We start from the raw sequence: 26,808 nt of genomic DNA, 5'->3' as shown, positions 1-26,808 counted from the left end.
TCTTGTTTTAAGAATGTTGTGGGTCTGTTTGTTGACTTAGTAATTGGTTTAGCATTTGATCTGGACAAAATAAGCTTCGCCAGTCGGTTTGCTTAGTTTTATGTTGGTAACCTTGGGACTGGGTTAATTCGTACTCTGCTGTATATTTTGTTGGGTTTTGAACTATCTGAGTGAGCGCATTAACTAACTCGATTGCATCTGTAATAGTGTTATTTAAGCCGAAACTTGCTCGAACCATGCCTTTTTTAGCTTCGATTTGTTCGCTTGGTAAATCAGGATCGAGTTCCCAAAGTTGATCTATAATCAGCTCTCTGACATAAGGGTGAGCGCAGAAGCATTCGTTCCTGACCGCAATATTAAAATAGTCATTTAAAATGGCGGCTAGCAACGCATGATCTATACCGGCTAAGTTAAAAGAGAAAGTAGCAGTTCTTGGATATTTGGCTAAATCTTGGTTGGCGTAAATACTAAGGCCATCGATTTTACTTAGCTCAGTAAACAGATATTTTAATAATTCGCTCTCGTGGTGAGCGATTTCAGTCATAGTGATTCTATTCAACACATTTAGTGACATTGCTAAATTGACAGCACCAAAAATATTTGGCGTGCCTGCTTCTTCTCTGGCTTGTAAATCGTCTATGAGATCGAAATGACCTTTAGATACCTGCGAAACTATGCCGCCTCCCATTTGGTTAGGTTGGCTTTGCTCAAGTAATTTTGTTTTGATAATTAACACGCCAGGTGAGCCCGGAGCGTACATTTTATGTCCAGAAAAAACTAAAGCGTCAATATCCGCACTGGTCGGATCATTTTGCGATCGTGTCAGTGATATAGGGGCGTGAGCTAACATTTGAGAGCCATCCACTATCACTAGAGCATTGTGCTGGTGGCTGATTTCGCTAATTTTTTTTATCGGGTTTAAAATACCTGTGACATTACTTGCGCCTGTAATGGCAACATAGTTAACTTGGCCTTGGTGCTTAATCAGTTTTTGTTCTAGGTCTTTAATACAAACCGAACCTAGGTTTATGCCACTATCTTCACATTCAATATGTTCTACTTTTTTGTTGTATTTTCTATGAGGCAGATCGTTAGAATGATGCTCCATTAAAGAGACAAGTGCTGTTGTTTTATTCGGGCGTATATTAGCCATAATTTGGGCACATCTATTGATCCCACCTGTTGCGCCACTGCCAATAAACACACAGCTATATTGCTTCGGATCGGCTTTAACAAAAGCTAATACTGTCTGCTTTGCCCAATCGTACATTTGATTTGAAACAATCGCAGAGTTATGTATTTCGCTATGGGTATTGGCATAATGAGGTAAATATTGAGTGCTAGCTAAAAACGCTGGTTTTAACATTAGGCAGCTAGCAGCCGAATCCAAATAAATCCGCTTTATGCTTTTGCCAGTTATTGTTTGGTATTTTATATCTGCACCATAAAACGCTTGGCTGATTTGATTGAGTAAAGCTTTACCTGATTGCATGATTGATCCTTAGCTATATTTGAATGATGAACTCAAATAAATTACTGCCAACCGATCTATCTATGATCCGGTAGCCTTTATGTTTGCTATAAGCATTAAAATCATTCACCGAGTCTGGATCGCTTGTTGTTACTTTTACGATAGAACCAGTCGCAAGCGTTTTTGTGTTTTGCTTAAATTTTAATATGGGCATAGGACAAGCAAGGCCTACAGCATCGATAAACTGGTCAATTTCCATTTTTCATTTCTCTGTAAATACGATTTCTTTGTATTACTTGAGTCCATAAGCTAGTGAATAAAGCTTGATAAAACACAGCCATAAATAACTAAATGTTGAACTCAATGTATAAATTTTGTTTGTTGGTCAGCGACGACTCAATCCAGTATATGAGCCCATTTTTAAGCTGACAATATGGTTTCAAATAGTGTCGATAGTGGAAAAAAGTAAAGAAATTGCTCTGCTAATACTTTGCTAGAAGAAAAAAAATTAAATTTATTTTCTTCATATCTGGAGATAAATTTTTTTGTAAAAAGGTTTTGCATCTTTAGTGTTATTGGCGTATTTATTAAATATAGCGACGACATTAGTGGGTGGAATTTAGGTCAGCCTAAGTCCACTAAACTTGTGTTTAATTAGGAAACTTACAATGTTGCTATACATACACGTACTTTTCTCCGCATTGTGGTTAGGTACTGCTGCGACCTTACCTTTCTGGGGAAATCGAGCGAATCGAGCCGATCATCTGCATACAGTTCTTGGCATTATAGATACAGTCTTTGTTTTAAAATGTGTCTTTATTATGGGCGGCTTAATAACCACGATCACGACTGGCCTTTTACTCGCTAACCAGTATCAATTTTATCTTCTACAACCTTGGTTGAATCCCAGCTGGCTCTTTTGGGCTGAAGTTATCACACTGGTCATCTTTATTAACTCGTGGCTAATTTTTTATTTTTTAGTCGTAGGGCGTAAAGGAAAAAGGAGCTTAATGCGGCGAGTACCTGCAATTGGTTATTCAAATATCGCTTTAATTGGACTGGTTTATTTTTTGATGGTGACAAAACCTGAAGCGAGCCAAACCCTTAAGCTTGTTGGTATAAGTTGCGCAATCATACTTTTACTTAATCTGGTTAATTTAGTTGTTAAATTAAAAAAATGGCACCGAATTAAGCAGATGTCAGCAGCTGAATTTGCTGAATATTATTTTTCATTACTGAATGCCGAGAAAATGACTGATTTACTTAAGTTGTTTCGAGATGACGCTGTTTTTAATGATCCTTTCGCAACATCTGAAATTAAGGGAATCTTAAATATAGAGCAGTTTTTCCAAAAGCTGGGAGATCAGTTTGATGAGATCAAGATATGTCCAGAGCAGGTTGATGGCGATAGTGACAGAGTCGAAATTTTATGGTGCGCAATAGGCAAAACTCAAAATGGTCAAATAATGCCAGCATTGAGAGGTAGCAATATCATGCAGCGAAGTCAGGGGTTAATTTGCCAAGTGGATATCGATTTTGATTTAAATGATTTACCCAACGTACAAAGAGTTAGCTTAAGTTAACGGAGTAACACAATGACAATGATAGAAAAAGTAATAAACCCATGGTTAGTCAATGTTAAAGCTTATCCAGCTTCGCCTGAATCTAGCTATATTAGGCAAATGATTAAATTAGATGCCAATGAGAGCCGTTTTGGTATTAGCCCAAAAGTTAAAGCTGCTATTGCGAATGGAATAGAAAGTGCCTACTTATATCCTGACGCAACAGCAGATCACTTTAAGAAAACTTTATCAAATATGCTTTGGGTCGATAAGGCTCAGATCACTTTAGGTAACGGCTCAAATGATGTGCTTGATTTGATTACACGAGCTTTTTGCCAACAAGGTGATGAGATTATGTTTTCCCAGTATGCTTTTGCCGCTTATCCGCTATTAGCTAAAATTTCGGGTGCTAAGCCCGTTATGGTGAAAGCTAACGGCTGGCAGCATGATTTAAAAGCCATGTACCAAAGTATAACCGACAAAACTAAGCTTATTTTTGTCGCCAATCCAAATAATCCAACTGGGACTGTCGTCGGGAAAAGTAACTTACTACAATTTTTAGACCTTTTACCAAAGGACATCATACTTGTACTCGATGAAGCTTATTTTGAATATAGTGAAACGGTTCAACTAATTGATAGCGTTAGATTATTAAATAGTTACCCTAATTTGATTTTGGTTAGGACTTTTTCTAAAGCTTATGGTTTGGCTGGGTTTAGAGTTGGTTATTCAGTCTCGCATCCAGAAGTTGCAGAGGTACTTAATCGAGTTCGCCAACCCTTTAATTTAAATCGATTAGGCTTAATTGCAGCAAGTGAAGCAATGCGAGAAAGAGAGTTTTTAAAACAGACGGTAGCTAAGAATCATTTGGGGTATCAGCAATTGAGCTTAGGTTTAGCTGAGCTTGATCTCAATTACATTGAATCAGAGACAAACTTCATCTGTGTTGAGGTTGGCTTGGCAACTAAAGTGACCCAGCAGCTCAAAAATCAGAATATATTAGTTGCAGATTTAACAGGTTACCAAATGCCTGAGTATATCCGTGTCACGATTGGCAGTGAAGCGGACAACACAGCTTTTTTAAAGGCATTAGGTAATTGTATTATAAAGTTAAATCTAACTAAGGAATCAAGCTTACTCGTTTGAGTACAAGTTTGAGATATCTATATCTGAATTACGACGGCCAATTTTTTTGGCCGCTCTGGCTTTAATATCGACAGCCCGACGACCAAATCGTTTTGCCCCTTTGGCTTCGGTATCAAAGTCACTCATGCGGCGTCGAGATTTTGCTTGGGTACTTTTTTGATTAACTTGGTCTAAGCCAAATTTATGAAGCTCAATGATCACCTGTTCAAGTTGTTTACCTTTTTCTGTAATGCAATATTCAACTTTAGGTGGAATTTCTGGATAGGCATGGCGTGTAATTACACCATATTGAGTGTATTGCTTAAGTTTTTCATTTAACGTTTTAGAAGAGATTCCTGGAATTTTCTTTAACAATACAGAGAAGCGCTTGGTTCCTGAAAGTAATTCTCGTAAAATTAAAGCGGAATATTTTCCTTGAAACATAGATAAAGTATGTTTGATAGGGCAGTCATCGTTGCATCTTTTATCATTAGAAGATTGAGCCATTTTATTGTCCTTTGCATTACATCGTCCAAATTAAGTATCAATAGTTTTATTCGCTTTTATTTGAACGTACAACCTGTGTAAAACACGATAAATATGAGCATTACTTTAGCGCTAGAATATAAAATTGGCAAATTGAATTATAAAAAATAATTTCTTAAGCTATTATTTATTATGAAGTTTTTTGTCTTTTATGCTTCTAACCCTTGCTAATTCAATTAATTTACAAAAGTAAAGTGATAGCGTAGACAATTAAAAATTTAACAGATTTTTCGTTAGTTCCGACGAAACTCATTTTATAACAAGCCTTCATTTTTTATTGTTTTGGTTTGATGCTGAATTAAACCTGAATATTTTTTGTACCGCCAATTTGGTGCAAATAAATAGAGGTTTTAGCCGAGTATCTAATGAAATTGTTTAGTTATGTTATTTTTATCTTTATATTCAACTGGTTATTGTTTTTGGTGTGTTTTTTGCTTTTGATATTCCGTCCGATGGTGGGATGCAATAGAAGAAATCATCTTGAGCATTTTTAGTTGATGGCTCCAATGGCGGAGACTCAACCAAATTTAGGTAAGAATTTGAATGAAGAATACAGCAGTAAAATTAAAACAAACCACTTGTCCTTATTGTGGTGTTGGATGTGGAATCGATGTAAACATGGATTCTATGACGCTAACTCAAGTCAATGGTTCTTCTGAGCATCCCGCAAATTTCGGTCGACTATGCGTTAAAGGTTCATCTGTATTAGAGACAAACGATGTGTCAGGGCGATTACTGCAGCCTATGATAGGGGATTCGGCTGCTTCTTGGGATGAGGCTATTAGCCATGTTGCTTCTGGTTTTAAACAGGTTATTGATGAACATGGCCCACAAGCTGTGGCGTTTTATGTTTCAGGCCAGTTATTAACAGAAGACTACTATGTTGCCAATAAACTGATGAAAGGTTACATCGGTGCGGCCAATATAGATACTAACTCTCGGTTATGTATGTCGTCTGCAGTAGCAGGCTATAAGCGTGCATTTGGTTCAGATACTGTGCCATGTAATTACGAAGATTTAGAAGATACAGATTTATTAGTATTAGTTGGCTCTAATGCAGCTTGGACACATCCAGTGTTGTTCCAGCGTATGGAGCGAGCTAAAAAATTAAACCCAAATTTACAAGTTGTTGTGGTTGATCCTCGTAAGAGTGCAACCACAGAGTTGGCTGATATTCATTTAGCCATTAAACCCGGCACTGACGTCGCGTTGTTTAATGGTTTATTACATTATATTGCGAATAACCAAGCACTAGATACAGATTACATCTCGCAGTTTACTGAAGGTTTTGATGCTTGTTTAGCAAGTGTTGAGCAAGCAAGTTTAGAACAAACTGCAGCAATATGTGATGTCGATGTTGATGACTTGGCGCGTTATTTCGCTTTATTTGTAAATAGTCCTTCTGCAATTACTTTTTATTGCATGGGCGTAAATCAATCCAGCCAAGGAACTGATAAATGTAACGCTATTATTAACTGTCACTTAGCGACAGGTAAGATAGGTAAAGTTGGATCGGGACCTTTCTCTATTACTGGCCAGCCAAACGCTATGGGTGGTCGTGAAGTGGGTGGTTTAGCAAATATGCTAGCTGCACATATGGATATTCAAAATCCACAACACACTGATTTGGTGCAACGTTTTTGGCAGTCGCCAACTATCTCTACAGAGATGGGCGCTAAAGCAGTGGATATGTTTGAAAAAATCCAAAATGGTGACATTAAGGCCGTTTGGATTATGGCAACTAACCCAGCAGTTAGTTTACCGAATGGTAATTCAGTTGCCGATGCATTAAAAAATTGCCCACTCGTTGTGGTTTCAGACTGCAATGAAAATACCGATACTTCGGCTTGGGCTGATGTACGCTTACCAGCAACCGGTTGGTCTGAAAAAAATGGTACAGTGACGAATTCAGAGCGTCGTATTTCACGTCAACGTGGTTTATTACCGCCATCAGGTCAAGCTAAGCATGATTGGCAAATTATTTGCGAAGTCGCTAAAGCTATGGGCTTTGAGCAAGGTTTTGATTATCAACACCCTTATCAAATCTTCGACGAACATGCACGTTTATCTGCATTTGAAAACAATGGGACGCGTGATTTTGATATCAGTGGTTTAGTTGGTTTATCAGAAGCTGAATACGATAAATTCCGTCCAATTCAATGGCCAGTCAATGCAGCTTATCCGCAAGGTAGAGCACGTATGTTCGATGATGGTAAATTTTTCACGCCATCAGGCAAAGCCCAATTTATTAGCGTGACAGCGCAGGCTCCTAAGCAGTTAACCTCGGCAGAATATCCATTAGTATGCAATTCAGGTCGAATTAGAGATCAGTGGCATACTATGACTCGCACAGGTAAAGCGGCTAAATTAACTGCGCATATTAGCGAACCTTTTGTTGCTATGCACCCTGATGATGCGAACTTGTATCAGCTTCAAGAAAACCAAATTGCTAAGATTAGTTCAGCGTTTGGTGACACTTTATTAAAAGTTAAAATTGATTCAGGTCAGCGTAAAGGTGAGTTGTTTGCACCTATGCACTGGACTAAACAATTTGCATCTCGTTCAAATATTAATGTGTTATATGCACCAGCAGTTGATCCGATTTCAGGTCAGCCAGAATTAAAACATGCTGCGGTCAAAATAGAAGCTTATCAAGCTGATTTTTATGCTATTTCATATAGTAAACATGCTGTTTTTGCTGATACAGAATACTGGGTTAAGGCACCAAATAGTGCTGGACATCAATTAAGCTTTGCTGGTACAGGTGAAGTGACAGATTGGTTAGATTGGTGCCAACAAAGAGCTAACGCTAATGGTGAGTGGATTCGAGTTGAAAATAACTCAGATAATTCATTTAAAGTATTTTGTTATAGCGAATCTGGTTTAGAGTTTGTTTGTTATATTCAAGCAACTCCGTTTACCGAAGACATGACTTGGTTATCTGAAATGTATAACTTAGAAACCTTTGATAGAGCTGAAATTAAAGCGTTAGTTGCAGGAATCCCAACCCCTGAAGTCGCTAAAGGCCGCCAAATTTGTAGCTGTTTCCAAGTAGGCGAAAAGCAAATCATAGAAGCTATCGTTGATTATGGTGATGACACGGTTGAAAAGTTAGGTGAGCGATTACAGTGTGGTACTAATTGTGGTTCATGTAAAACTGACTTATCTGGATTGATTAAATCACATTGTCCAGCAGCGGTTGCTTAATATCGTTTGATGATTCGATAAATACACTTTTATATAAAAAGGGCGCAAGCCCTTTTTTTCGTTTTAGCAAAACTTAAATCGACTAACTCACGTATTTTTAGCATAATTAAACTTAAGCAAACCGATAAGCTTTTTAGTTATTGCTTAATAGATTACTGATTAATAACTTTGCATTTCAATTTTAGCTTCTTTTAAGAATATCCATGATGACAACGCCTTTTAAAGATTATATTAATATGGTTGGCCGTGGCCAACGTGCAGGAAAAACGCTTTCACAACAGCAAGCCTATGATGCCATGTCACAAATACTCCAAGGTAAGGTATTACCTGAGCAATTAGGTGCATTTTTAATGTTGCTGAGAGTGCGTGAAGAAACCGCTGAAGAGTTAGCGGGTTTTACTCAGGCTTGTCGCGAATATGTTGAGCCTGAATTTAGCCAGATACAAGCTGATCTCGATATCGGCTGTTACGCAGGTAAAAGGCGTCATTTACCTTGGTTTATGTTGGCTATTATGGCTTTGGGTCAGTCTGGTATTAAAATTACGATACACGGCACTTCAGAACCTGATTCAAATCGTTTATATATTAAAGAGGCTTTAGCATTCTTTGGCTTCACTGCAGCTAAAAGTGCAGAGCAAGTTGAACAGCAGTTAAACCAGTTTGGTTTTAGTTATTTAGACTTAGCTACTATTCATCCCAAGCTAGACGACTTAATTCAGTTACGAGCTTTATTTGGTTTACGCTCCCCAGCAAACACTTTGGCACGAATGTTGAATCCTTTTAAAGCAAATCATAGTTTGCATGGTGTACATCACAGAAACTTTGATTTAAGACATGTTGCTGCCGCACAGTTGTGCAATGATGAGCATGTTGTGTGCTTTCGTGGCGAAGGTGGTGAAGTAGAATTTAACCCCGAACGCAAAGTGTTAGTGCATAGTTCGCGTAGTGGCGTTAACTCTGAAGTTGAAATGCCCGCTTTATTAGAAGGTTGGCAAATTAAACCTAGGGAATTGAATTTAGCTGAATTAAAACAGTTTTGGCTTAATGAAATTGACAATCCATACGGAGAACAAGCAGTAATAGGGACAATGGCGATTGTACTCATTCTGCTAAAACAACTTGATGCTGAAGAGGCGTTAACCCAAGCTAAAACGATCTGGCAGAGCCGATCAAGTACTTGGCCATTCGACAAGAATTAGTCCTTCTTCCACCTAACACCTTAGCTATAAAAGTTAAGGTGTTTTTGCCGTCTCTGCTTTCCTGTATTTACTATAACCAATTGAAAAATAAATATAAAAATAAAATAAAAAGCTTGACCCTAAAGGTTAATTAGGTTTAAATTTAACTCGCGTCAAGACATCCGACATCACTCTACAAACTATTTATTAATTTTAAATGTTACTTGGAGTGACCTATGGAACTTAAAAAATCTAAACTAGCTATCACATTAGCTTCTGTTATCAGCACTGTTGCTGTTTCTGCCCCTACTTATGCTGCGGACACTATTGCCGACGCTTTTACTGAAGGTAAGGCAAGCGCTGCGTTTCGTTTAAGATACGAAGGTGTAGAGAACCCTGGAAAAGCTAAATACGCTAAAGCAGGTACTTTAAAATCAAGCCTTTCATACAAAACAGCCGAGTTTTCAGGCTTCACTGCTTTTGTTCAATTAGATAATAATACTGCTTTTATTGACGATTATGCATTGACTACATCAGATCCTACTTATCACATTGTAGCTGATGATGAGTATACAGAGATTAATGAAGCAAATATCAAGTATGCTGCTGATGGTTACGCTATTACTTATGGTCGTCAAACCATTACTAACCTAAATCAAAGATTTATCGGTCATGTTGGCTGGCGTCAAAATAAGCAAACATTTGATGGTTTGCGCGCTCAAGCAACTTTCGGTGATGTGTCTGTCGATTATTCGTATATAACTAATGTTAATACTATTAGAGATAAGAATGATGATGTGGATGCACATAATTTCTTAGCAACTTATAAATTAAGCGAAACTCAATCAGTTAGTGGTTTTTTCTATAACTACGAGCTTGCGGGTGCAGCAGATGCTTTAGATACTTATGGTATTGACTATTCAGGTAAGTTTAGTGGTGTTGCCTTACATGCTTCATATGCAACTCAAAGCCAAGGAAGTTTTGATGCTGATTATTTAGCATTAGATGCTAAATATAAAGTTGGTAGCGTTACATTTGGTGCAGGCTACGAATTATTAGGCAGTGATGGTGGTAACGGTGGATTTACAACACCATTAGCAACTAAACACGCATTTAATGGCTGGGCAGATTTATTCTTGGGAACACCAGATAATGGTTTAGAAGATACTTTTGCTTCTGTTGCTTATAAGCAAGGTAAGTTTAAAGCTATGGCTGTTTACCATTCATATTCTGAAGATCATGGTGGTGCTGATGCAGGTAGTGAGGTTGATATAGTTGTCGGTTATAGTATTAGCAAAAACTATAGCTTAACGCTTAAATATGCTGATTTCTCAGGAGATGTTGCGCGTCCACTTAACGTAACTAAATCTTGGATTGAATTTAACGCTAAATTCTAATCTCAGACTCGATACAAAAAAGCCGATGAAATTTCATCGGCTTTTTTGTATCTAAGATAAAGGCTAGATTTAAGCTTTATTTCATCTTTAGTTATGTTTATATATGCGGATTAGCTCTTGGAGTTAAAATACTCGGTTTTGGATTATCCGCTAAATCAGGGTAATCTAGATTATAGTGTAACCCTCGGCTTTCTTTTCTTTGCATTGCACATCTAACAATTAACTCGGCGACATCTAATAAATTTCTTAGTTCAAGTAAGTTATTACTTACTTTAAAGTTTGAGTAGTATTCATGGACTTCTTGTTGGAGTAGCTCAATTCGTCTTAATGCTCGTTCTAAACGTTTATCGGTTCTGACGATACCTACATAATCCCACATTAGGAGTCTTAGTTCATGCCAGTTATGGTGAATGACGACTTCTTCATCTGAATCCGAAACTTGGCTTTCATCCCATTCAGGAATTTTAATTGAATCTACTTGAGTGTATGGTTGAGACAGTATTTTTTTAGCTGCTGCTTCAGCAAATACAAGACATTCAAGTAACGAGTTACTTGCCATTCTATTCGCACCATGTAAACCTGTGTAGGCAACTTCACCAATGGCAAATAGATTTTCAATATCTGTTTGGCCTGACAAGTCTGTCATTACGCCGCCGCAAGTATAATGCGCAGCCGGTACCACAGGCATAGGTTGTTTGTTAATTTTAATACCAAGCTCTTTACAGCGTTTATAAATATTGGGGAAATGCTGTTTGATAAAGGCCTTTGGTTTGTGGCTAATATCTAGGTACATGCAATCAGCACCAAGGCGTTTCATTTCATAGTCTATTGCTCTTGCGACTATATCTCTTGGCGCTAATTCAGCTCTTTCATCAAAGTCAGGCATAAAACGAGTACCATCAGGCCGTCTTAAATACGCACCTTCACCTCGCAATGCTTCAGTTAATAAGAAGTTGTTTGCGTCGGGGTGAAATAGGCAAGTCGGGTGAAATTGGTTAAATTCCATATTAGCGACTCTACAGCCAGCACGCCAAGCCATAGCGACACCATCACCACTTGCTATATCAGGGTTGGAGGTATATTGATAAACTTTACTTGCTCCGCCTGTTGCTAGTACAACTGAGCTGGCTTTTACAACTTCTACTCTTTCTAAATCGCGATTCCAAACATAGGCGCCATGGCATCTATTTCCTGCTTGTCTTATTTTTTCATCAGTAATGAGATCAACCGCATTGTAGCGTTCAAAAATATGAATGTTAGGATGTGAGGTTACAGCTTTTATTAAGGTTTTTTGTACTGCTTTACCAGTCGCATCTGCGGCATGTAGTATTCTTCTATGGCTATGCCCACCTTCTCTGGTCAGGTGGTATTTCTCTTCGCCATTATCCGTTTTGACCGTATCAAACGGAACACCATAGCTAATTAGGGTCTCTAAACTCTCTCGGGCTTTTTCTGCGGTAACTCGAACGGCAGCTTCTTCACATAAACCAGCGCCAGCAATGAGGGTATCTTGAACATGAGACTCAACACTGTCTTGTTCATCAAAAACAGCAGCAATACCGCCTTGTGCGTAATAGGTTGAGCCTTCTTTTAATTGTGATTTGCTTAAGACTATAACATTGGCTGATGAAGCTAATCGTAACGCTAGGGTTAATCCAGCAGCGCCAGCTCCAATAACTAAAATATCACATTTATGCTCGGTTTGATGATTACTCATATTTGCTCTAATACTGATACAATGATTCAGAAACTCTTCGTTGAGTTTAATTTTACATTTTAATTAATTTTTTAGAACTTTTTCTGTAACTAAAAGTCTATGTATTTAATTGTACAACTATACCATGTTTTTTAAGCCTTTTAATCGGCTTTAAAATGACTTGGACTTATTTCGAATATATCGAGATAAATACACAGGAGCGATAGCCTACATGAGCTTAGATGTAACAGACCAACAATTGGTTGAGCGTGTTCAGCGTGGCGAAAAGCAAGCGTTTAATTTATTAGTATTGAAGTATCAGCATAAGGTAACAAATTTAGTTGCTCGTTATGTTAAGCACCCAGGTGATGTTGCAGATGTAGCACAAGAAGCTTTCATTAAAGCTTATCGAGCTATGCCTGGATTTAGAGGCGAAAGTGCTTTTTATACTTGGTTGTACCGCATTGCTGTGAACAGTGCTAAGAATTATTTAACCTCTCAAGCGCGGAAGGTTGCGGTTAATGATATTGAAGTATCAGATGCAGAGTTTTTCGATTCGGCAGATGGCCTACGTGAAAATAGCTCACCAGAGAATTTATTGATTTCTGAAGATGTAAAAAAAGTAATTTTTGCAACTATAGATCAATTACCGAATGATTTAAAAACCGCTATCACGTTGCGTGAAATTGATGGCATGAGCTATGAAGAGATCGCCGATATTATGGAGTGCCCAGTTGGTACGGTTCGTTCGAGAATATTTAGAGCGCGCGAAGCTATAGATACTAATTTAAAGCCTATGTTGGCAAAGAGTTAATCCGAAAATCTAATTTGAATCTCTGGTTAAGTTTAAAAAATTATCAGTAAAAGTGAAGTGTATATGAATTCAAAATCTGTTAAAGAAAGTGTGTCAGCATTAGTCGATGGTCAAGATGAAAATAGTAAAGCGATTGATAAGCTGAAACATGATGCAAGCTTGTCTGAAAGCTTTGCCAATTATCACTTAATTGGTGATGCGATGCGTAATGAATTACCAGACAATTTAAATTTAGATTTAGCGGCTAATATTGCTGCTGCGATTGAAAAAGAGCCGGTTTCTTTTGCCCCGAACGCCAAAGTAACCGCTCAAAATGAAGAAGTAGCGGACAATAAAAAATCAAATGTTATTAGTTGGTTTAAGCCTGCTGCTCAGTATGGTATTGCAGCTTCGTTTGCTGCGGCTTTGGTCATCGGATTTCAGACAGAAACCCAACAAGATGTACATGTCCCTCAACCTGTATTACAAACATTTCCTATTGGCGGTAGTTTAGATCCTGTTAGTATGCAGCAGGTTGAATCAATACCGACCAGCCGACAGTATAGTGCGGCAGAGCAGAGCCAGCGAATTAACGCTTACATTATGGATCATGCTCAGCAATTAAAATCGAGACAGACTAATGCTATATCTGCAGAACAAGTTAAATTGCAACAAGCAGAACCTGAGCTTGATCAATAAACACTTCTACACGACCAGAAACTGTTTAAAAAAATGGTTTCTGGCGACTCTTTTTTTTAGCTTTAGCGCTTTAGCCAATGACGATGCAACCACTTGGTTGTCTAAGATGAAAACTGCTCTAAGTGAACAACAATTTGAAATGTCTTTTGTGGTTGTTCATGGTAATAAAGCTGATCCTTGGCGCTGGTATCATGGTCAAATTAATGGCCAAGAAATAGAGGTCCTGACATCTCTAAATGGTCCAGGGCAGCAAATTGTCCGTCGGGGCGATAATGTGACTTATTTGCAGCCTGAACAACTTGCTTACACTATTCAAGGCAATGTTCCCGCTGGACCTATTCCTGAAATTATTCGCAGTGATATTTCGAAAATATCTCAGTGGTATGATTTTCATCTAGTCGGTAAAAGTAGGGTCGCAGGCTTGCCAGCAAGACTTATCAGAGTGATTGCTAAGGATAATAATCGTTTTAATTATTGGCTTTGGTTGCACGAAGAATCGGGACTTTTACTTAAATCAGCTTTGATTAATCAACAAGGTGAAGTTTTAGAGCAGCTACAAGTTTCTAATTTACAAATACAATCCGAGCCTAATGAGTTAATCGCGGAAGTTGCTAAAGCGGAATTGCCAGAACCTTACAATTTAGTGCCAAGTCAATCTCATCTGGTATTAGATTGGAGTATTGGCTGGATGCCAGAGGGATTTGCTAAAGTGAAATCAGATCAACACTATTTGCTTGGGCAGAAAGAAATAGTGGATTATATGATGCTAACTGATGGTGTTGTGTGGTTTTCTGTTTATGTAAGACGATTGAATACGGGTGATAAAATCACTATAGGTGAATTTAGCTCGGGTGCGAATCATTATGCCAGTCATCAAATCGGTGAGTATGAAGTTACTTTAATCGGTAAAATACCGCCTAAAACCGCTAATCAATTACTAAAATCTATTTATTGGAACTAAACCTTTATTCACCTTCAATTTTTAATTGAAGGTGAATTGCACTTGAACAAGCTAACCCCAGTCTAAAAATGTTATTATTAAAGTTAGGTTATTTTGGGAAGCTATGTTTATGTTGCATGAAAAAGGCGTGGTAGAAGGCTTTGCAGGGCCACAAAAAATTTGGATAACAACTCAAGTGAAGACGAGTTGTGGCCAGTGCCAACAAAAGAAAGATTGTGGTACCGGTATTATCGCTCAGCTAATGACAACCAAAACGAATCGCGTCATGGTGAAATGTGATTACAAAGTCGAGCTTGGTGATACCGTGACAGTTGCGATACCAGAGCAAAACTTAGTTTGGTCTTCTATCTTGCTTTATCTCTTGCCCTTAGTCGGAATGTTTGTTGGTTTGGTTATCGCTAACCTTTTTTCATTTCACGAATTAATAGGATTAGTGTTTGCTTTATCTGGAATCATTTCAGGCCTTTATTTAGCTAACTTCTTTAGCAAAAAAATTAAAGCTTTATCCATTATGCCCAAAGTTGTTGAAACATTTAATTTTGATAAAGTTGAATGCAGCAAAGATTAAATAATTTTATTGGTTATTTTTTCGCTTAAATAGCCTGAAACTAGCTTCTTTAAACGGTTTGGGTATAATACCTCATCTCAACTAAAGAGTTGATTTTAAAGCTCGAATTATTATTGAATAGCTTGCTTCTCTTTAGTATCAAAGAATTGTTTTAGAGCGTTTATAAATTGAATAAATTCAAACACATACGTAATTTTTCTATTATTGCCCATATAGATCACGGCAAGTCTACCTTATCCGATCGACTCATCCAAACTTGCGGCGGCTTGTCTGAACGCGAAATGGAAGCGCAAGTTTTAGACTCTATGGAGTTAGAACGCGAACGAGGCATCACAATCAAAGCACAAAGTGTTACCTTAAATTACACAGCTAAAGATGGTGAAACTTATCAGTTAAACTTTATCGATACCCCTGGACATGTTGATTTCACTTATGAAGTATCACGTTCATTAGCGGCTTGTGATGGTGCGTTATTGGTTGTTGATGCTGGTCAAGGCGTAGAGGCTCAAACTCTTGCTAACTGCTATACGGCAATTGAAATGGATCTCGAAGTTGTTCCTGTCCTAAATAAAATCGATTTACCTCAAGCTGATCCAGACAGAGTTGCCGAAGAAATAGAAGATATCGTTGGTATTGATGCATTAGACGCTGTTAGATGTTCAGCAAAAACTGGCTTAGGCATTGAAGATGTACTTGAAACTATAGTTAAGCAAATTCCTTGTCCTGAAGGCGATCCGGATGCGCCACTACAAGCATTAATTATCGACTCTTGGTTCGATAATTACCAAGGTGTTGTATCTCTTGTTCGTGTGAAAAATGGTGAAATACGCGCTGGTGAAAAAATGCGTGTTATGTCAACAGGACACGATCACGTAATTGATAATGTAGGTATCTTTACCCCTAAGCAGACTAAAACCGGCGTGTTAAAAGCGGGTGAAGTTGGTTACGTTATTGCGGGCATTAAAGATATTTTAGGTGCGCCTGTGGGCGATACCATCACTATGGTTAAAAACCCTTCTGAAGTGGCTTTACCTGGTTTCCAAAAAGTTAAACCCCAAGTATATGCTGGTATTTTCCCTATTTCATCTGATGACTTTGAAGCGCTTCGTGAGGCTTTAGGTAAATTAAGCTTAAATGATGCTTCGTTATTTTATGAACCAGAAAGCTCTACTGCTTTAGGATTTGGTTTCCGCTGTGGCTTCTTAGGTATGCTGCACATGGAGATCATCCAAGAGCGTTTAGAGAGAGAATACGATTTAGACCTGATTACTTCAGCACCAACTGTAATTTATAAAGTAGAGAAGAAAAACGGCGAAGAGGTAATGGTAGATAATCCATCTAACTTACCTTCGGTTGGTGAAATTGAAAAGATATTTGAACCGATTGCTGAGTGTCATATTTTAGTGCCACAAGAGTATTTAGGAAATGTAATCACGCTTTGTATTGAAAAGCGTGGAGTACAAAAAGCGATGAGTTACCATGGAAATCAAGTCAATGTGATTTATGAGATTCCAATGGCAGAAGTTGTATTAGATTTCTTTGACCGATTGAAGTCTACCAGCCGTGGCTATGCATCATTAGATTATAACTTCACTAAATTTAATGAATCAGACATGGTGCGAGTTGATATTCTAATTAATGGCGAAAGAGTGGACGCGCTTGCGTTGATTACGCACAGAGACAATTCACAATATCGTGGCCGAGAAATGGCTGATAAACTGAAAGATTTGATTCCACGTCAAATGTTTGATATTGCAATTCAAGCAACGATTGGTGCGCATGTAATCGCTAGAACAACTGTAAAACAGTTACGCAAAAACGTAATTGCAAAATGTTATGGTGGTGATGTTTCTCGTAAGAAGAAATTACTCCAAAAACAAAAAGAAGGTAAAAAACGTATGAAGCAATTGGGTAATGTTGAAGTACCTCAAGATGCGTTTTTAGCTGTCCTTAAACTGGGTAAATAATTTAGGAAAAATTATGGCCAACTATTTTTCGATTATGTTGTTTGTGTTAACTATCTCAACTGGTTTAATCTGGTTGTTAGATGTTTTGCTATGGAAACCAAAACGCAAACAAAAGTTAGAAGCAGCTGGCGCAGCAACTCAGCTAGATTTAGATGATGAAGTTAAGCATAGAATCGCACCTCAACATCCTGTCGCTGAATTTGCGGAATCTATTTTTCCTGTTATCGCTTTCGTTTTTGTTTTGCGCTCATTTTTATATGAACCATTTCAAATCCCTTCAGGATCTATGATGCCAACGCTTTTGGTTGGCGATTTTATCTTAGTTGAAAAGTACAGTTATGGTATCCGTAATCCAGTCGCGAACAGTATCTTATTAGAGACAGATAAGCCACTTCGTGGTGATGTAGCTGTTTTTAAATACCCTGAAAATCCAGCGTTGGACTATATTAAACGTGTTGTTGCTTTGCCGGGTGATAGAGTTATTTATCGTAATAAAAAGGTTTATATTTTACCTAATTGCCAAGCTGGTGCAGAGTGTCAAACTCAATATCAGGAAATGCAGAAAGAACTAGTCAGTCGCGGTGAGTTCAGCATGGGGCCATATCCACTTGATCGATTTGTTGAAGATTTATCAGGTGTTAAACATGACGTATTATTGAATTTTAGAGCACCAGATATGTCATCTATGTTTCATAAACAAGCTTCAACCAGCCAAAATGATGAATGGATCGTACCTGAAAGCCATTACTTTGTTTTAGGTGATAATAGAGATAACTCAACCGATAGCCGATTCTGGGGCTTTGTACCTGAAAACCATTTAGTCGGTAAAGCTGTCTTTATTTGGATGAGTTTTGAATTTGAACGTGGTGAAGATGATTTTCTTCCATCTTGGGTCCCGTCGGGTGTTCGTTTTGACCGCTTAGGCAAAATCCCAGGCGCAAGTGAAATTAAAAAGTAATGATAGATACACTTAATATATTAACTAAAGCAATAGGTTACCAGTTTGAAGATCGTAACTTATTACAGCAAGCTTTAACTCACAGAAGCGCTAAGAGTAAACACAATGAGCGCTTGGAGTTCTTAGGCGATTCGATTCTTGGCTTTGTCATTGCAGAGCAACTTTATGTGCAGTTTCCTAAATGTAATGAAGGTGACTTGAGTCGAATGCGTGCCACTTTGGTTAGAGGTGAAACTTTAGTTGAATTGGCACATGAATTTAAATTAAGTGATTATTTAATTCTTGGCCCTGGCGAATTAAAAAGTGGCGGCCATAGACGCAACTCTATTTTAGAAGATGCAGTTGAATCTATAATAGGTGCTGTATATTTAGAAGCTGGAATGGATACAGCTAAAGCACTTATTCTAGCTTGGTATGAATCTCGACTCGCTCAGTTGAAACCTGGCCAAGCTCAAAAAGACGCTAAAACACAGCTACAAGAATATCAGCAATCTAGGCAGTTAGACTTACCAGATTATCAAGTTGATGAAATAAAGGGTAAAGATCACAATCAAGTTTTTTCCGTAACTTGTCACTTAAATGAACCAGAGCTGACAACAAAAGGCAAAGGTTCAAGTAGACGTAAAGCAGAACAAGAAGCTGCGCGCGCTATGCTTAATCGTATTTCTTCTTTATAGGTTTTCTTATGACCCCAAATACTCATTGTGGTTTAGTCGCCATTGTTGGTCGACCTAATGTCGGCAAATCAACACTCATTAATAGAATTGTTGGCCAAAAGGTTAGTATTACTTCTAAAAAGCCACAAACTACGCGTCATCGTGTTATGGGAATACATACAGAAGGCAATTATCAAACGGTTTACATTGACACGCCAGGTCTTCATTCTGATGAAAAGCGTGCGATTAACCGTTTAATGAATAGAGCTGCTCATAGCTCTATTGCAGACGTTAGCTTGGTACTCTTTTTAGTTGAAGGTACGCATTGGTTGCCAGACGATGAAATGGTATTAAAGCGAATTAAGCAAGCAGGCGTACCTTGTGTGTTATTGATTAATAAAGTTGATAACGTTAAAGATAAAGAGTCTTTGTTGCCTCATCTACAGTTTCTTGGCTCACAGCATGATTTTCAACAAATTATCCCTATTAGTGCAGAAAAAGGCGCTCAGGTTGATGTAGTTGAAAAAGTGGTTAAAGAGAGTCTTGAGCCTTGTGAGTTTTACTTCCCTGAAGATTACTTTACGGATCGTTCATCTAAATTTATGACGAGTGAAATTATTCGTGAAAAATTAATGCGTAATACAGGTGAAGAGCTACCTTATGATATTGCTGTTGAAATTGAAAAGTTTGAGTATCAGCCAAATGGTTTGTTAAAAGTATATGCAGCGATACTGGTTACTAGAGATGCTCAAAAGCGTATTGTTATTGGTAAAAATGGCGAAAAAATCAAAACAATCGGTAGCGATGCTCGTTATGACATTGAGCGCATGCTGGACTGTAAAGTTTACTTAGAATTATTTGTTAAAGTGAAGTCAGGCTGGGCTGATGATGAACGCGCATTAAGAAGTTTAGGGTATGGAGACGATAACTTCTAATCTAATGCAGAAGGCGGTTGTGCTTCACAGCCGCGCTTACCGCGAAGGCTCTTATATATGCCAGTTGCTAACAGAGTTTGATGGGCGGTTAACTGCGATTGTTCGAGTTGGCCGAAACTCAGCAAAATTTGAGCCTTTCAATTTATATACAATTAAACTTAGCCAAGGTAGAGCCGATTTATTTTTTGTTGATAAATATGAGTTAGATAGCCAGCTGGCTATTTTAACCGGCAAGCTATTATACAGTGGTTTGTACATCAATGAACTCTTGGTTAAATTACTGCAGCAAACATTACACTCTGAGTTAATCTTATCTTGGTATATACAAGTGATTTATCAGCTTAAGCTTTCTGATATTGAACTCGAAAGCGTTTTGCGTAACTTCGAACTTGATTTAATCGATGAGCTTGGGGTAAGTGTTGATTTTGACACCTGCTTTGATGCCTTTGAACCAATTCAAGCTGACATGCAATATCAATTTTATCCAGAGCAAGGTTGGAGCAGTAAAGTCGCTCCTTGGCTCAATTTACCTATTTTTCCCGGCGATATCATCACTAAAATTGGCGAAAGAGATTTTAGTGAAGTTGAAATTTTAAAGTCGGCAAAATTATTAACCCGACGTTGGCTTGATCATTTATTAGCTGGTAAGCCAATTAAAAGTAGAGAATTATTTAAGAGAATGAATCGATGAATAAAGAGATTTTATTAGGCGTTAACATAGATCATATAGCCACTATTCGACAAGCACGCGGGACGAGTTATCCTGATCCTGTTCATTCTGCTGCGGTTGCAGAACATGCAGGTGCTGCAGGTATTACAGTTCATTTACGCGAAGATAGACGCCATATCCAAGATAGAGATGTAGATATACTTGCTCAAACTGTCCAGACTCGACTTAATCTTGAAATGGCTGTGACGGAAGAGATGCTTAAAATTGCCGAAAGAATTAAACCTGAATTCTGTTGTTTAGTTCCTGAGAAACGAGAAGAACTAACAACTGAAGGTGGTTTAGATGTAGCGGGTCAAATTGATAAAGTGACTGCTGCTGTGGCTAGATTAACCGCTATAGGAACTCAAACTTCGTTATTTATTGATGCAGATAAGCAACAAATAGATGCGGCGAAATTAACTGGAGCACCGTATATAGAAATTCATACTGGTGGCTACGCAGATGCTGAAACTGAAGCAGAGCAAATGGCTGAATTAAAGCGAATTAGCGAAAGTGCTGCTTATGCTGACTCTATCGGCATTAAAGTCAACGCAGGCCATGGCTTAAATTATCATAACGTTAAACCAATCGCTGCTATCCCTCAAATGATAGAGTTAAATATTGGCCATGCCATTATTGCTAGAGCCGCAATTGACGGGCTTGAGAAGGCAACTCGAGATATGCTTCAACTTATGTTAGATGCTAGAAGTTAATGATTTTAGGTTTAGGTAATGACATTGTCGAAATTAAACGTTTTGATAATGCCAACTTACTCGCTTTAGCTAAACGTGTCTTAACACCTAATGAGCTTAATATTTTTGGAGAGCATAAACAGGCTATTGCTTATTTAGCTAAGCGCTGGGCTGCAAAAGAAGCTGCAGCTAAAGCAGTTGGAACTGGTATTGCCTGTGGTGTTTCTTTTCAAAATTTTGAAATCACCAATGACGAGCGTGGCAAGCCTGTCTTACTTGTTTCGGGGCAGGCTGAAAAAATATTATCGGATTTGGCTCAGGGAAAAGTCGTTAAATCCCTCATAAGTTTGTCAGATGAGCAAAGCTATGCATTTGCTACCGTTATATTCGAGTCCAGTTAAACGCTTCTTATATTCTAGATTTATATTGCTTGCTAGGGGATAAATTTGGCGAGTTAAGAAATAAAAAAACCCTGAAACTTCAGGGCTTTTTCGTATTGATTATCCAGCAATTTGATTACAGTTTTTCGTAACCATCATTGTGAACAGAAGCAACTGCACGACCTGAAGGGTCAGCCATATTTTGGAATGACTCATCCCAAGCCAATGCTTCAGGTGTGCTACAAGCAACTGATTTACCACCTGGAATACACTCTGCACATGAAGGTAGTGGGAAGTGCTCCTGGAAGATAGTACGATAATAGTATGCTTCTTTAGTATCTGGCGTATTGTGTGGGAATACATTCTCTGCATTCGCTAATTGGTCATCAGTTACATTAGCCGCACAATGCTCTTTTAAGCTGTCAATCCAGCTATAGCCAACACCGTCGCTGAACTGTTCTTTTTGACGCCATAAAACTTCATCAGGTAAGTAACCGTCTTGGAAAGCTTCACGTAAAATACTTTTCTCAGGCTTACCATTTTTACACATTTTAGCTTCAGGATTGATTCGCATAGCAACATCCATGAACTCTTTGTCTAAGAAAGGTACACGAGATTCTACGCCCCAAGCTGACATTGCTTTGTTTGCACGAAGGCAATCAAACATGTGTAGTTTGTTTAGTTTACGGTTTAGCTCTTCATGGAACTCTTTCGCATTTGGTGCTTTATGGAAATATAAATAGCCACCAAAGATCTCATCAGCACCTTCTCCAGAAAGTACCATTTTGATACCCATAGCTTTAATTTTACGCGCCATTAAGTACATAGGTGTTGATGCACGAATTGTGGTTACATCGTAAGTTTCTAAATGGTAAATAACGTCTTTAATTGCGTCGATACCATCTTGAACTGTGTAAGTCATTTCGTGGTGAACAGTACCAATTGCATCAGCAACTTTTTTCGCTGCTTTTAAGTCTGGTGCACCTTCTAAACCAACTGCAAAAGAGTGCAGTTTTGGCCACCAAGCTTCTGATGCATCATCTTCTTCAATTCGCTTAGCAGCAAATTTTTGAGTTATAGATGAAATAACAGATGAATCTAAACCACCTGAAAGCAATACACCGTAAGGTACATCTGACATTAAATGAGATTTAACTGATTTCTCTAATGCTTTATTGATGTCTTCTGGATTTGCTGAGTTATCTTTAACTGCGTCGTATTCCATCCAGTCACGTTGATAGTACTGACGTAATTCGCCATCAGCGCTATGCAGGTAGTGCCCTGGTGGGAACTCTTGAACTTTAGTACAAACAGGTACTAATGCCTTCATTTCTGAAGCAACAAAGAAGTTACCGTGCTCGTCCCAACCCATATAAAGTGGGATAATACCCATATGGTCACGTGCGATTAAATATTCATCTTTAGTTTCATCATATAGAATAAAAGCAAACATACCTTTTAATTCATCAATGAACTCAATACCTTTTTCTTGGTATTTAGCTAAGATAACTTCGCAATCAGATTTAGTTTGGAACGTAAAATCTATGCTTAGGTCTTTTTCTAATTCTTTATGATTATAGATTTCGCCATTAACTGCTAATGCGTGAGTACGATTAGGATTGAAAAGAGGTTGGTCACCAGAATTCACGTCAACAATCGCTAAACGCTCATGCGCTAGAATTGCGTTATCACTCGCGTAAATACCTGACCAGTCAGGACCACGGTGGCGTAGTAGTTTAGACAGCTCTTTAGCTGTTTCTCTTAGCTCTGCTCGATCTGTTTTTAGATCAAGAATACCAAAAATTGAACACATAGAGTTTGTGACTCCCTCTTCAACCTAAATCTTTAGAAAATTCGAAATAATTATTGGGAACGCGCCCAATTTTGCTGCATAGCAGCATATTCATTATTTAATAAAATACAAGAACAGAATAACCGGCAAAGGTATTTTTTTAGCTGGTTTGGTCGGTTTTTAAACCAAATTTAGCTATTTGAACCCGTAAGATAATTAAAAAGTGCGACATTATAGCAAAGTCTAATTAGCTTGGATACTTTGTATTGAGCTGGATTTGGAACTGTTTGAGTGGCTATAGTTAACATTTTTGTGCAAAACCTGCTTAAATCTAGTTTTTCTATGGCCCTGAACCCTATTCAATCGCTTTTTATTCGACTAGACTTAACTGGTTAATCTTTTAATTTTTATACTGGGCGAAATTCATTTTGCTTGTTGTATTGCTATCTGGGGTTGTTACATGGCGAGTCAAATTACTTTAAAAGATTCAGGACAAATTATAGATGTCTTGGGTGTCGTTCAGTTAATACAAAACGGTGAACCTGTTGCGTTAAATATAGGTGCGTTTTTAGCTGCAGGTCAAATAATTACTATTGAAAGTGGATCAAAGCTAGTTTTAAGAAAACTAGACGGCGAAGAAGTTGAAATGACAGATGCGGATGCTTCTACCGTTACTGGTGATTTGCCTTCAGATGATGAGATCGCCGCAATCCAAGAAGCTGTTTTAGAAGGCAACACGGAAGAGATTGCTTCAACCGCTGCAGGTAATGAAAGTTCTGGAGGTTCTGACGAAATCGTCACAGTGGAAGCTGATAATAGTGAAACTAGAGCTTCTGCAGGATTTGACACTAATACAACCCGTTTTGAAGCTGAGTTTTTTACTAATTTTTCTATCCCGGTGCCAGTTTCAGAGCTTGTCATTAATTCCATCGTTGATTCGCAAGATAATACCGCAGAAATTCAAGATTTAGTTACTAACACCCAGACCCCAGATCTAGGTGGTGTAATTGATGACCCTAATGCTACAGCTGTCGCTATCATTAACGGTAATGAATTTGATGTCATAAACAATGGCGATGGCACTTTCTCCATTAGCCCAGGCTACACCTTAGTCGAAGGTAATAATGTAATTCAAATTATCGTGATTTACCCTAATGGTGAGCAAGTTACGATTAACAGTAATGTTGTTGTTGATTCAATTGCACCGCAAGGAACAATTGATAATTTAGTCACTGAAGATCAAACCCCAGCTGTAACCGGAACCGTAGATGATAATGATGCAATAGTCGTTGTTTCGATTAATGGTCAAACGCTGCAAGCTATTAACAATGAAGATGGCACTTGGATCCTTCCTGATAATATTTTAAATACGTTATCAGAGCAGGTCCATGATATATCCGTTCAATTTATTGACCAAGCAGGCAACTCAAATGTAGTGGACTCAACAATTGAGATTGCGATTAATGAAGCTCCGATTATTCAGGTTAATGCGTTGGATATTAATGCTGACGATGTTGAAGTTGGTGACCCGATTGCTAATATCGTTGCCTCTGATGTTGACGGCGATGAACTCACTTTTAGTTTATTGAACAATGATAATGGATTTTTTGAGATTGTCGGTGGCCAAGTAGTTTTAACTCAACTTGGAGTAGATGCACTTCAAGATACAGATCTAAATATTTCTGATTTAGGGATTGACGTTGAAGTATCTGACGGTTTATTAACTGCACAGGCTTCAGATTCTAGTCTTGTTGTTAGAGGCGAAAATGTTGCGGTTGTCGGTATCTCATCAAATGATGTGGTGACCGAAGCGGGTGGCAATATTACTTATACCGCCACTTTAAATACAGCAATTGATCAGGACTTATTAATTGAGTTAAGTAATGGACAAAATATTACGATTAATGCTGGAGAGTTAACTGCGAGTGTTGATTTTGTTGTTGATGCAAATGAAGATTCCATTTTAGATGCACAAGAGTTATCAACTAGTATTACACAAGCGACAACTGACTCTAGTGTCAATGTTGTAGTTGATTCAACCCCTGTTATTACTCAAATAACCGACACGCTAGATACAACCGAATTAAGCTTGTCAGCAACTGATAGCTTAGAAGAAGCCGGCGGCACGATTACCTATACCGCAACCTTAACCAATGCAGCCGATACCGATGTGACCATCACATTGGCGAACGAGCAAACCATCACCATTGCCGCGGGTCAAACCCAAGGTAGTGTTGAATTTAACGTTGCAGCAGATGAAGATGCGATTGTAGATGCAACGTCAATTACCAACTCAATTGCGAGCGCCACAGGCGGTAACTTTGAGAATCTAGTGGTTGATCAAACTACGGTTACAACCGCGATTACCGATACGGTCGATGCAACAGGTTTAAGCTTGTCAGCAATTGATAGCTTAACGGAAGCAGGCGGCACGATTACCTACACGGCGACGCTGACTAATGCAGCCGATACCGATGTGACCATCACGCTTGCGAACGAACAAACCATCACCATTGCCGCGGGTCAAACCCAAGGCAGTGTAGACCTGGTTGTTGCAGCAGATGAAGATGCGATTGTAGATGCAACTTCAATTACTAACTCAATTGCGAGCGCCACAGGCGGTAACTTTGAGAATCTAGTGGTTGATCAAACTACGGTTACAACCGCGATTACCGATACACAAACAGATACTAACCTCACTCTAGATGCAACCAGTGCGCTAGCGATTGAAGGCGGCACGATTACTTACACAGCCAGTGTAAACCAATTATCAGATGCGCCACTGACGGTCAATTTAAGTAACGGCCAAAGTATCGTGATTGCTGCGGGTAGTTTAACGGGCACCGTTGACGTTAACGCTGCAGATTTAGATGGCGTGAGTGAAATTAGCGCACGCATTAATGATGTTTCTGGTGGTAATTACGAGAACTTAATCATAGACGAAACGCCAGCGGTGACTGAAATAGCACAAGCCGTAACCTTGCTTGCTGCAACGGATTCTCTTACTGAGGCGGGCGGCGCAATAGTTTATACGGCTGAGTTATCAGCGGTTCCAGAAAGTGACGTCACCATTACTTTATCCAATGGTGAAACCATTACCATATTGGCAGGCGAAACCTCAGCTAGTGTGAATGTCGAATTTGCCAATAGCGATGATGTTTACATAGATGAAAGCACAATCTCAGCAAACATAACGGATGCAACTGGTGGTGGGTTTGTTAGCCTTGGATTTAATGATGCGCCAGCCGTGACGCGTATTACGGATACAGTGGACACAACCGAATTAAGTTTGTCAGCAACCGATAGCTTAGAAGAAACCGGCGGCACCATTACCTATACCGCAACCTTAACCAATGCAGCCGATACCGATGTGACCATTACATTGGCGAACGAACAAACCATCACCATTGCGGCAGGCCAAACCCAAGGTAGTGTAGACCTCGTTGTTGCAGCAGACGAAGATGCGATTGTCGATGCAGGCAGCATCTCTAACTCAATTGCGAGCGCCACAGGCGG

The 26,808-nt window shown here is 38.6% G+C and carries 22 protein-coding genes; 17 read left to right on the top strand and 5 right to left on the bottom strand.

All coding sequences use genetic code 11. The annotated features are described in order from the left end of the window. Window positions 1–7: 7 nt before the first annotated feature. On the bottom strand, window positions 8–1,492 hold the full coding sequence (locus XM47_RS14960; RefSeq protein WP_048694246.1) for an aminotransferase class V-fold PLP-dependent enzyme: 1,485 nt from the start codon (window positions 1,490–1,492) through the stop codon (window positions 8–10). Window positions 1,493–1,505: 13 nt separating this feature from the next. After that, on the bottom strand, window positions 1,506–1,730 hold the full coding sequence (locus XM47_RS14955) for a sulfurtransferase TusA family protein (RefSeq protein WP_048694243.1): 225 nt from the start codon (window positions 1,728–1,730) through the stop codon (window positions 1,506–1,508). A gap of 409 nt (window positions 1,731–2,139) precedes the next feature. Between XM47_RS14955 and XM47_RS14950 the strand changes: the two genes are divergently transcribed. Together XM47_RS14950 and hisC are read left to right on the top strand one after the other, a co-directional pair. Then, window positions 2,140–3,054: a nuclear transport factor 2 family protein gene (locus XM47_RS14950; RefSeq protein ID WP_048694241.1), complete on the top strand. Its 915-nt coding sequence runs from the start codon at window positions 2,140–2,142 to the stop codon at window positions 3,052–3,054. Between the two features lie 12 nt (window positions 3,055–3,066). Continuing rightward, window positions 3,067–4,179 carry a histidinol-phosphate transaminase gene (gene hisC, locus XM47_RS14945; RefSeq protein WP_048694234.1) on the top strand — a complete coding sequence of 371 codons (1,113 nt, stop codon included), beginning with the start codon at window positions 3,067–3,069 and terminating at the stop codon, window positions 4,177–4,179. Here hisC and XM47_RS18900 read toward each other — a convergent pair. Continuing rightward, on the bottom strand, window positions 4,168–4,665 hold the full coding sequence (locus XM47_RS18900) for a winged helix-turn-helix transcriptional regulator (RefSeq protein WP_077066579.1): 498 nt from the start codon (window positions 4,663–4,665) through the stop codon (window positions 4,168–4,170). The two genes, hisC and XM47_RS18900, sit on opposite strands and share 12 nt — an antisense overlap. 582 nt (window positions 4,666–5,247) lie before the next feature. On the opposite strand from XM47_RS18900, the gene XM47_RS14935 reads away from it, so the two are divergent. From XM47_RS14935 to XM47_RS14925, 3 genes are all read left to right on the top strand, one after another. Beyond that, on the top strand, window positions 5,248–7,911 hold the full coding sequence (locus XM47_RS14935; RefSeq protein ID WP_048694231.1) for a nitrate reductase: 2,664 nt from the start codon (window positions 5,248–5,250) through the stop codon (window positions 7,909–7,911). A 203-nt stretch (window positions 7,912–8,114) separates the two neighbouring features. Beyond that, window positions 8,115–9,110: a glycosyl transferase family protein gene (locus tag XM47_RS14930; RefSeq protein WP_245623478.1), complete on the top strand. Its 996-nt coding sequence runs from the start codon at window positions 8,115–8,117 to the stop codon at window positions 9,108–9,110. Window positions 9,111–9,325: 215 nt separating this feature from the next. Beyond that, window positions 9,326–10,486, top strand: a complete 1,161-nt coding sequence (locus XM47_RS14925; RefSeq protein WP_048694229.1) for a porin — start codon at window positions 9,326–9,328, stop codon at window positions 10,484–10,486. A gap of 97 nt (window positions 10,487–10,583) precedes the next feature. Here XM47_RS14925 and nadB read toward each other — a convergent pair whose 3' ends face one another. After that, complete coding sequence (gene nadB / locus XM47_RS14920; RefSeq protein WP_048694227.1) at window positions 10,584–12,203, bottom strand: L-aspartate oxidase; 1,620 nt, start codon at window positions 12,201–12,203, stop codon at window positions 10,584–10,586. A 211-nt stretch (window positions 12,204–12,414) separates the two neighbouring features. Between nadB and rpoE the strand changes: the two genes are divergently transcribed. The 11 genes from rpoE (at window position 12,415) to acpS (ending at window position 21,521) form a co-directional block, all read left to right on the top strand. Beyond that, on the top strand, window positions 12,415–12,996 hold the full coding sequence (gene rpoE / locus XM47_RS14915; RefSeq protein ID WP_048694224.1) for an RNA polymerase sigma factor RpoE: 582 nt from the start codon (window positions 12,415–12,417) through the stop codon (window positions 12,994–12,996). Window positions 12,997–13,059: 63 nt separating this feature from the next. After that, a complete protein-coding gene (locus XM47_RS14910) occupies window positions 13,060–13,674 on the top strand; it encodes a sigma-E factor negative regulatory protein (RefSeq protein WP_048694222.1) in 615 nt (204 codons plus the stop codon). Then, window positions 13,616–14,635 carry a MucB/RseB C-terminal domain-containing protein gene (locus XM47_RS14905; protein WP_078061926.1) on the top strand — a complete coding sequence of 340 codons (1,020 nt, stop codon included), beginning with the start codon at window positions 13,616–13,618 and terminating at the stop codon, window positions 14,633–14,635. Before XM47_RS14910 ends, XM47_RS14905 begins: the two co-directional genes overlap by 59 nt. A 109-nt stretch (window positions 14,636–14,744) precedes the next feature. Continuing rightward, the gene (locus tag XM47_RS14900; protein WP_172656546.1) at window positions 14,745–15,203 is read left to right on the top strand and encodes a SoxR reducing system RseC family protein; all 459 of its coding nucleotides are present in this window, start codon (window positions 14,745–14,747) and stop codon (window positions 15,201–15,203) included. Window positions 15,204–15,370: 167 nt separating this feature from the next. Beyond that, the gene (lepA, locus tag XM47_RS14895; RefSeq protein WP_048694217.1) at window positions 15,371–17,170 is read left to right on the top strand and encodes a translation elongation factor 4; all 1,800 of its coding nucleotides are present in this window, start codon (window positions 15,371–15,373) and stop codon (window positions 17,168–17,170) included. Window positions 17,171–17,183: 13 nt separating this feature from the next. After that, window positions 17,184–18,128: a signal peptidase I gene (lepB, locus tag XM47_RS14890; protein WP_048694215.1), complete on the top strand. Its 945-nt coding sequence runs from the start codon at window positions 17,184–17,186 to the stop codon at window positions 18,126–18,128. Then, a complete protein-coding gene (gene rnc / locus XM47_RS14885) occupies window positions 18,128–18,805 on the top strand; it encodes a ribonuclease III (protein WP_048694213.1) in 678 nt (225 codons plus the stop codon). The genes lepB and rnc overlap by 1 nt, the downstream gene beginning before the upstream one ends. A gap of 8 nt (window positions 18,806–18,813) precedes the next feature. Next, entirely contained in the window at window positions 18,814–19,719 is a 906-nt protein-coding gene (gene era / locus XM47_RS14880) for a GTPase Era (RefSeq protein WP_048694209.1), read from the top strand. Further along, on the top strand, window positions 19,700–20,410 hold the full coding sequence (gene recO, locus XM47_RS14875; protein WP_078061925.1) for a DNA repair protein RecO: 711 nt from the start codon (window positions 19,700–19,702) through the stop codon (window positions 20,408–20,410). Before era ends, recO begins: the two co-directional genes overlap by 20 nt. Further along, window positions 20,407–21,141, top strand: coding sequence for a pyridoxine 5'-phosphate synthase (gene pdxJ / locus XM47_RS14870; protein WP_048694203.1), 735 nt, complete (start codon window positions 20,407–20,409; stop codon window positions 21,139–21,141). Before recO ends, pdxJ begins: the two co-directional genes overlap by 4 nt. Beyond that, on the top strand, window positions 21,141–21,521 hold the full coding sequence (gene acpS, locus XM47_RS14865) for a holo-ACP synthase (RefSeq protein WP_048694200.1): 381 nt from the start codon (window positions 21,141–21,143) through the stop codon (window positions 21,519–21,521). The genes pdxJ and acpS overlap by 1 nt, the downstream gene beginning before the upstream one ends. Window positions 21,522–21,636: 115 nt before the next feature. On the opposite strand, the gene asnB is transcribed toward acpS, so the two are convergent. Next, window positions 21,637–23,313 carry an asparagine synthase B gene (asnB, locus tag XM47_RS14860; protein ID WP_048694197.1) on the bottom strand — a complete coding sequence of 559 codons (1,677 nt, stop codon included), beginning with the start codon at window positions 23,311–23,313 and terminating at the stop codon, window positions 21,637–21,639. 439 nt (window positions 23,314–23,752) lie between these two features. On the opposite strand from asnB, the gene XM47_RS18760 reads away from it, so the two are divergent. Then, on the top strand, window positions 23,753–26,808 hold a 3,056-nt coding region (locus XM47_RS18760; protein WP_342669147.1), incomplete at its 3' end, for an immunoglobulin-like domain-containing protein.

Origin of the sequence: Catenovulum maritimum, assembly GCF_001050375.1 — a bacterium.
Lineage (GTDB): Bacteria > Pseudomonadota > Gammaproteobacteria > Enterobacterales > Alteromonadaceae > Catenovulum > Catenovulum maritimum.
Note: the sequence above shows the minus strand (reverse complement) of the source record. Positions and strands in the feature narration are given on the sequence as shown.

Coding starts and splice junctions, on each gene's coding strand:
- XM47_RS14960 (WP_048694246.1), bottom strand. CDS start 1,492: ATGCAATCAGGTAAAGCTTTACTCAATCAAATCAGCCAAGCGTTTTAT.
- XM47_RS14955 (WP_048694243.1), bottom strand. CDS start 1,730: ATGGAAATTGACCAGTTTATCGATGCTGTAGGCCTTGCTTGTCCTATG.
- XM47_RS14950 (WP_048694241.1), top strand. CDS start 2,140: ATGTTGCTATACATACACGTACTTTTCTCCGCATTGTGGTTAGGTACT.
- hisC (WP_048694234.1), top strand. CDS start 3,067: ATGACAATGATAGAAAAAGTAATAAACCCATGGTTAGTCAATGTTAAA.
- XM47_RS18900 (WP_077066579.1), bottom strand. CDS start 4,665: ATGGCTCAATCTTCTAATGATAAAAGATGCAACGATGACTGCCCTATC.
- XM47_RS14935 (WP_048694231.1), top strand. CDS start 5,248: ATGAAGAATACAGCAGTAAAATTAAAACAAACCACTTGTCCTTATTGT.
- XM47_RS14930 (WP_245623478.1), top strand. CDS start 8,115: ATGATGACAACGCCTTTTAAAGATTATATTAATATGGTTGGCCGTGGC.
- XM47_RS14925 (WP_048694229.1), top strand. CDS start 9,326: ATGGAACTTAAAAAATCTAAACTAGCTATCACATTAGCTTCTGTTATC.
- nadB (WP_048694227.1), bottom strand. CDS start 12,203: ATGAGTAATCATCAAACCGAGCATAAATGTGATATTTTAGTTATTGGA.
- rpoE (WP_048694224.1), top strand. CDS start 12,415: ATGAGCTTAGATGTAACAGACCAACAATTGGTTGAGCGTGTTCAGCGT.
- XM47_RS14910 (WP_048694222.1), top strand. CDS start 13,060: ATGAATTCAAAATCTGTTAAAGAAAGTGTGTCAGCATTAGTCGATGGT.
- XM47_RS14905 (WP_078061926.1), top strand. CDS start 13,616: ATGCTATATCTGCAGAACAAGTTAAATTGCAACAAGCAGAACCTGAGC.
- XM47_RS14900 (WP_172656546.1), top strand. CDS start 14,745: ATGTTGCATGAAAAAGGCGTGGTAGAAGGCTTTGCAGGGCCACAAAAA.
- lepB (WP_048694215.1), top strand. CDS start 17,184: ATGGCCAACTATTTTTCGATTATGTTGTTTGTGTTAACTATCTCAACT.
- rnc (WP_048694213.1), top strand. CDS start 18,128: ATGATAGATACACTTAATATATTAACTAAAGCAATAGGTTACCAGTTT.
- era (WP_048694209.1), top strand. CDS start 18,814: ATGACCCCAAATACTCATTGTGGTTTAGTCGCCATTGTTGGTCGACCT.
- recO (WP_078061925.1), top strand. CDS start 19,700: ATGGAGACGATAACTTCTAATCTAATGCAGAAGGCGGTTGTGCTTCAC.
- pdxJ (WP_048694203.1), top strand. CDS start 20,407: ATGAATAAAGAGATTTTATTAGGCGTTAACATAGATCATATAGCCACT.
- acpS (WP_048694200.1), top strand. CDS start 21,141: ATGATTTTAGGTTTAGGTAATGACATTGTCGAAATTAAACGTTTTGAT.
- asnB (WP_048694197.1), bottom strand. CDS start 23,313: ATGTGTTCAATTTTTGGTATTCTTGATCTAAAAACAGATCGAGCAGAG.